Source organism: Chondromyces apiculatus DSM 436, assembly GCF_000601485.1.
Classification (GTDB): domain Bacteria; phylum Myxococcota_A; class Polyangia; order Polyangiales; family Polyangiaceae; genus Chondromyces; species Chondromyces apiculatus.
In genome coordinates this window covers 20,180-26,551 of sequence record NZ_ASRX01000032.1, presented here as the reverse complement: position 1 = coordinate 26,551, position 6,372 = coordinate 20,180, and the positions used below count along the sequence as shown (strand labels likewise).

At 66.5% G+C, this 6,372-nt stretch carries 4 protein-coding genes; all 4 read right to left on the bottom strand.

Going from position 1 to position 6,372, the window contains the following annotated elements:
• Positions 1-10: 10 nt before the first annotated feature.
• From fabD to CAP_RS21150, 4 genes are read right to left on the bottom strand one after another with little or no spacing between them, the layout of a single operon-like run.
• Positions 11-2,455, bottom strand: a complete 2,445-nt coding sequence (gene fabD, locus CAP_RS21165) for an ACP S-malonyltransferase (RefSeq protein ID WP_044244000.1) — start codon at positions 2,453-2,455, stop codon at positions 11-13.
• On the bottom strand, positions 2,452-3,444 hold the full coding sequence (locus CAP_RS21160; RefSeq protein ID WP_081865112.1) for an acyltransferase domain-containing protein: 993 nt from the start codon (positions 3,442-3,444) through the stop codon (positions 2,452-2,454). Before CAP_RS21160 ends, fabD begins: the two co-directional genes overlap by 4 nt.
• A 50-nt stretch (positions 3,445-3,494) precedes the next feature.
• Positions 3,495-4,739: a macrolide family glycosyltransferase gene (locus CAP_RS21155; RefSeq protein ID WP_044243974.1), complete on the bottom strand. Its 1,245-nt coding sequence runs from the start codon at positions 4,737-4,739 to the stop codon at positions 3,495-3,497.
• Positions 4,740-4,741: 2 nt separating this feature from the next.
• On the bottom strand, positions 4,742-6,265 hold the full coding sequence (locus CAP_RS21150) for an ATP-binding cassette domain-containing protein (RefSeq protein ID WP_044243972.1): 1,524 nt from the start codon (positions 6,263-6,265) through the stop codon (positions 4,742-4,744).
• Positions 6,266-6,372 lie beyond the last annotated feature (107 nt).

The following is a 6,372-nucleotide window of genomic DNA, read 5'->3' as shown; positions in this document are numbered from 1 at the left end:
CGAGGAACGATCACCCCACGATGGCAGCGAGAGATCGTCCCTGTCGGGCCAGGAATTCGGCAGCCCCGTTCATCAGATGGACCGCGATCTCGTCGACGTGCCGGTTGGGCCACGGCTCCAGCGGCGTCCCCTTCACCCAGGCGTTGAACGCGCCCATCGCGGAGCTGCAAGGGATGTGGAATTGCACGCGCTGCGCCGCGTCTCCCGATCGCGCATAGGTGTGCGCGCGATCCAGGTACGCGCGGAACACCCGCGCCATCCTCGCCTTGGGGTTGCCCTCGGCTTCCTGCGCGCTCGCCGGTGACATCGCGGTCAGCTCTGCGTGCACGTCGTCGAGCCGCTTGCCGAAGTACTTCTCTTCGAGCAGGCGCCTCGACTCCGCGTCGAGCGCGTCGAGCGACGGGTGGGACCGGTACAGCTCGTAGAGCTTGTTGGCGCGTGCAGGAAAGAACACGCCCTTCTTCAGGACCTGCGCGCGCCCGCCGACCTCGAAATGCGCGCTGTCCGGGATGTACGCCGTGTCGTGGATCTGGGCTTTCTCGAGCAGATCCTTCGCCAGGCCGCTCGTCGCGGCCTCCACGGTGCACTGGTTGATCGAGGTCGTGCAGATGAAGTCCGCGCCCATCAGGAACGCGGCAGCCGCGCTCTCCGGAGCCCCGATCCCGCCTGCCAGGCCAATCCGCACCGCCGCGGCTGCAGGCTGCTCTGCCCGGAGGCGAAGGAACGCGGGGAGCAGCGTGAGCGCGGACCCGTGCTCCGTCGCGCTGCCAGCCTCCGCGACGACGCAGAGGTCGGTCACCGTGGTCAGCTCCGATGCGAGCTCCGCCTCCTGCGCGCTCAGCTGCCCTCCGGCGACGAGTTCGCGCAGAACCCTTGCCGGGGGAGGCGCAAGGAGCCGCTCCGCGACCTCCAGGCGCGAGGTCCTGCCGATGATCTGGTGGGGCGCGCGAACCACCCCGTCGAACCCGCGGTGCACCCCCTTGACGCGGTAGTGTGCGAGCGCGGGCGTGACGAGCGAGAAGCCTGACGCCTCGACGATGGTCACGCCATGCTGGAGGAGCGCGCGGACGCGGCCCTGCTCGTCCTCGCCCGCCCTCAGGTCGACCGCGAGGCTCCTGCCTTCGAGGCGGCGCTGCAGCGTCGAGAGGGACCTGTCCAGCTCCTGCTCGGAGAGCCCTGCCGCACCGAACACCCCCAGGATGCCCGCCCGAGCGAGCTTCTCGATCATCGCGACACCCGAGATCCCCTCGCGCATCGGACCTGCGTAGTAGGCGTACTCGGTGCCGTACGCCCGCCGGAACTCCGGGCTCCCGAGGCGCTGCCCTGGAGCGGCGGATGGCGACCGGCGGGATGACGCCTGCGCGTGCCCGCTCTCCGCCACCTCGCTGCTCCGTAGCGCTTCGGCGAGGAGTTCGGGCGAGAGCGTGTGAGCCCCATTGCCGTTCGACTTCACCGCCGCACGGTGACCCTTCGTGTCGTGCGCCGAGCCGTTTCCGGAGGCGCCGCGCGGCGCAGGGTCCTCGATGCCGCTGGACGCGGCGGGCATGGCAGGCGTGGCGGGCGTGGCGGGTTCCACGGGCACCCGAGTCTCCCCCTCGCGGCTCCTTGGTGTGAATGTCCGGCGGTTCTCGGTGATGATCTTCGTCAGCACCGTCCCGTGGCCGAGATCCTCGAACTCCACCTCCCCTTCGTTCAGGAGGTAGGCGACGATCTCGCCCCAGCGGACCGGGCTCCGGAGCTGCGCGGCCAGCATGTTCACGGTGTCCCCGGGCGCGTACGGCCGCGCCGTGACGTTCGCGATCACGGGGAACCGGAGCGGTCGGAACGAGAACCCCGCGAGGTATGCCCTGAACTCCTGCGCGGCGGCCTCCATGTACCGCGAGTGGAAGGCCGCGCTCGTGTTGAGGCGCGCGTACCGCCCACCCGCCTCCTGGAAGATGGGACCCGCGCGCGTGATGTCGACCTCGGGGCCGGACAGCACGGTCTGCGTCGGGGTGTTGAGGTTGGCGATGTCGAGCGAGTCCAGACCATGCTCCTCGAGCAGCGCCCGGACGCGATCCGCCTCCAGGTTCAGCACGGCGGCCATCGCGCCCCCTTGCGCCCGCGCCATCAGCTCACCGCGCCGCTTGACGAGCTGCACACCCACCTCGAAATCGAAAGCGCCCGCCGCGAAGAGCGCGTTGTACTCGCCCAGGCTGTGTCCAGCCGCGGCGTCTGGATCGCGTCCCAGCTCATCGCGCCGGCGCAGGTACGAGAGCGCACCGACCACGAACAGGGCCGGCTGGGAGAACTGCGTCTTGTTCAGCTCCCGCGCCGGGTCCTCGGTGCACAGCGACTTGATGCTGTACCCGAGGATCTCGCTCGCCGCATGCGTCTGCGTGGGCCAGGCATCGAAGAGATCCTTCCCCATCCCCCGCTGCTGTGCACCCTGACCGGGAAACACGAAGACCCTCATGCCGGAGCCCTCCAAGCTGCGTCTTCGAGCGCCCCCCGATGCTGCGAGAGGAGCTTCGACAGGTTGTGAACGTCTCGACCGAAGATCGAGAGCACCGGGAAGACCCGCGCCGCGGATGCCCGGCCGAGCACGTGCTTCGTGTATCCCGCGAGCGTCCCCGAGGGGCCGACGTCGACGTAGACGTGCTTCCCTTCGCGCTCCAGGGCCTCGATGGTCCGCTGAAACCCGATGGGTTTCCTCAGGACGCCCCAGAGGTGATCGTCGTCGAAGGCGATGACCCGGCGGTTCGTGGCGCACGACAGGACGGGCATCGCCAGGCTCCTGCGCTGGAGGCCCTGCATGGCCCGCCTGACCCCGCCTTCGGCAGGCTCGACGAGCGAGGAGTGGAACCCCTGGTCGACCGGGACCACCTGATGGACGACGTCGTGCGCGATGAGGCAGCGGCGCACCTCCTCCCAGTCGCGCTCGCGCAGCGTGAGGGCGACACACCCCTCGAAATTGTAGGCGGAGATCTCGCAGCGCTCCCGCAGAAGCGGGGTGCTCGCGACCCAGGCGAAGCTGTGGAAGACCCCCACCAGCGTCGCCCTCGCGCACGCCTCGCGCAGCACGTCGAGCTGCTGGTGGAACACCTGGAGGATCTCCCCGAAGTCGAGCGCCTCCGCCAGGATGCCCGCCGCGTACTCCCCGAGGCTCGCGCCGAGCAGGAGGTCAGGGACGACGCCAGCTTCCATGAGCGAACGCGCGAGCGCGCACTCGACGACGAGCAGCGCCGCTGCGGCCCGTTTCAGATCCGAGAACGCATTGCCTCGCTGCCGCTCCGGAGCATAGATCTCCGGGATCACCGACGCGCCTCCCGTACCAGTCACGAAGCTGTCGTAGTGGAGAAGCCAGCGGTTGAAGACGGCGTCCTGTTCGAAGAGCTCGCGCCCCATCTGGTGGTACTGCGAGCCCAGGCCGGAAAACATGAACACGGTTTTTGCGGGACCCATCGATCCTCTCTCCCGGAACCCTCTCCGGGGCGCTGCTGCAACCGATCCCCTCAGGCCCCAGTCGAGACCTGCGAAACCCCGGGCACCCGCTGCTCGCGCCCCTGGAGGTACTTCACGATCTCCTGCACGCCCAGCGCGGCCCCCCCCGCGCTCTTGAAGTCACGGGAAACCTCCCTGCTGCGCTGCTTGTAGCTGGGATCGCGCAGGATCGTCTCCACAGCACCCCTCAGGCCCTTCGCGCTGATCTTCTGCAACAGGATGCCTGCACCGGCCTCGCGGACGCGCCTGGCGTTCAGGGTTTGCTCGCCCGTGACAGGGACGACGACCATCGGCACCTCGAAGTACATGGACTCGTTCACGCTGTTCATCCCTCCCTGGGAGACGAACAGATCGACCATCTTCAGGACCTCGAGCTGCGGAACCGAGGGATACACCTTGAAATTCTGGGGAACCGGCTCGTACTTCAGCAGCTCCACGCCCTTGCCAGCGGAGAGGATCACTTGCACGTTCATGTCACCGAGCGCCTGGAAACAGGTCCGGTACAGGTTCACGTCCCGGTTGAGGATCGTGCCCATGGAGATGTAGACGACGGGCGTGTCTCCCTCCTTCTGGAAATCGAACGTCTCGTCGCCCCGTTTCGTGATGGTGGGCCCGATGAACTTGTAGGAATCATCGAAACGCGATCCCTGTGGCTGCCATGCGCGCGTCGAGTAGACGAGGTTCAGCTTCTCGGGGCTGGTCGAGAACTGGACCAGATCGATCCCCCTGGGCGGCACCGGTAGGCCAGAGGCCTTCAGCCGCTCGTTCTGGCTGGCCACCAGGGAGAAGAAGCGCTTCCCGTGCTGGGTGAAGAACAGGCGGGCGAAGAAGTCGACGGTGTCCGGAAATGAATTGAGGCTCTTGAGGAGGCTCTCGTTCATCGCGAACGAAGAGATGGACGACGCCGCGGGGATGTTCAGCCGCGACGCGATGGCTTTGGCCCACCCACACACGCCGTCGTGAATGATGAGGACTGGCTTCAGCGCGGCGACCTCGTCGAACATCCGCGCGTGGAGGATCTCCCCGCACTCCAGCATGATGTTCGTCGAATGGACGAGGTTTTCACTCTGCTCCAGCGTCGGCAGAGCCAAGCCATAGTCCCTGAACTGAGCGCCAGTCGCCGAGATGACCTCCCTGAATCGCTCGCTGGCGTAATAAGCGACGTCGAAGTTTGCTTTCACGAGCGCTTCTACGAGCCCGATCGTCGGATTCACATGCCCGTGCTCGGGGAAGCTCAGGAAGGCTATCTTGGTCATCATCATCGAGGAGGTTGGGAGGACATCATGGGGCGCCCGAGGAACTCGGCGCGTCGTGTGCTCGTGCGTTCGTGCGTTCGTGCGCTCGTCGGAACAGGGCATCCAGCGCGGACGCGACGGCTCAGCAGCCGCTTGCGCTGACCCGTCGACAGGTTGCGCGTCGTGAAGTGCGTGTCGACGTAAGACGTCTTGTCGTCAATCCTCATCTGCTGCAGGAGGCGCTGCACGAGCTGCTCGTCGGCGTCGAGCACGCCGTAGAGCCTAGAGAAGAGGTGAAAATCCTCGAAGATGACCGAGAACATCTCGCGGTAGGCCGCGACGCTCTCGGCCCGGACCTTCTCTCCATCCATGCGCAGCTCGCCGCCCGTCGCCGGGTAGAGCCCCATGAGTACCTTCATGAAGGTCGACTTGCCGCTGCCATTCCCGCCGACCACGAAGATCGTCTCCCCCCTGGCGATGCTGACGCTCATCGGCCCGATCTGGAAGCCGTGGTCACCCGCAGCGGCGGCGTATGCAAACGTGACGTCGTCCATCTGGATCGTCGAGAAGGTCCCTCCCCAGGGATCCTTGGCCTGCTCCGGCGGCACCGCGTCGCGCATGGCACGGTCGAGCTTCTTCTCCAGCACCTCGATGTTCGAGAGGGCGATGCCCGACCTCTTGTACGCAGGCATTCCGCCCACCGCGCCGCCGAGCGGTGACCAGAAGAACAGGACCGCTCCGACGAGCGTGGTCACCTTCGTGCTGTCCAGGGGTACGTGCTCGGGCAGGACAAACACCATCGTAATCAGCAAAGCGAACAGCACGCATTGCACGAAGACGAGATTGTCATTGAAGAGTTTGTTGGCGCCGACGGTCGCCGCGCGCACTTCCTCCACGGTCCCCGAGATGTCCTCCCGGACGTCACGGCTTCGCTTCCCGCTCAACCGGAGTTCCTTCACGCCTTTCAGCATGTCGGTCATCTGGTCGAAGAACGTGATGCGCTTCTTCGCCCCCTCGGCGAGATGCTCGCCGACCTCCGCGTCCCGGGCGAAGTACCGCAAGATGCCCACCGTGGTGAGCAGTACCAGCAGAGCGAAGGCCGGCGGAGACAGCAGGAGGATGTAGACTGCGGCGCACGCGAGGACGCACATCGACTGGAGCACGTTCGCAATGAGCCTCGCGGAATCGGAGATGACCGACACGTTCTCCGTGATCCGGTCGTAGATCTCCGACGTCCCGAGCTGCTCGAGCCCCTGGAGATCCGCGCGCTCGATCTTCCCGACGACCCTCAGCTTGATCTGCTTCAGCGCCTGCTCGATGAGCGTGGTGGTGCGATGGTAGGTGCGCCGCGAGCAGAAGACGTACAGCACGACGCACAGCAAGATCAGGAACAACGAGCGCATCTTCTCGGATGAGTCCGAGGACGCGGCCGCAGCGTTGAGTAGCGCGATGGCAAGCGCATTCGCCGCTCCCGCGATGACGGCCGCGGCAACGAGCCCATGGGTTTCCCCGCCGGCCTCGTTACGAATCAGCTCCCAGAGGGTCATTTACAACCGATGGCGCCCAGGGGATCCCCTGCTCTCATGACGTGCTTCCAGGCGCTTGATCGTTCGAGCGCATGGGGGGTGCACCCAGTGAACGTGGCGGCCCTGCG

What these genes read in the sequence shown, in the direction of transcription:
- fabD (WP_044244000.1), bottom strand. Translation starts at nt 2,455, where the DNA reads ATGAGGGTCTTCGTGTTTCCCGGTCAGGGTGCACAGCAGCGGGGGATG.
- CAP_RS21150 (WP_044243972.1), bottom strand. Translation starts at nt 6,265, where the DNA reads ATGACCCTCTGGGAGCTGATTCGTAACGAGGCCGGCGGGGAAACCCAT.
- CAP_RS21160 (WP_081865112.1), bottom strand. Translation starts at nt 3,444, where the DNA reads ATGGGTCCCGCAAAAACCGTGTTCATGTTTTCCGGCCTGGGCTCGCAG.
- CAP_RS21155 (WP_044243974.1), bottom strand. Translation starts at nt 4,739, where the DNA reads ATGACCAAGATAGCCTTCCTGAGCTTCCCCGAGCACGGGCATGTGAAT.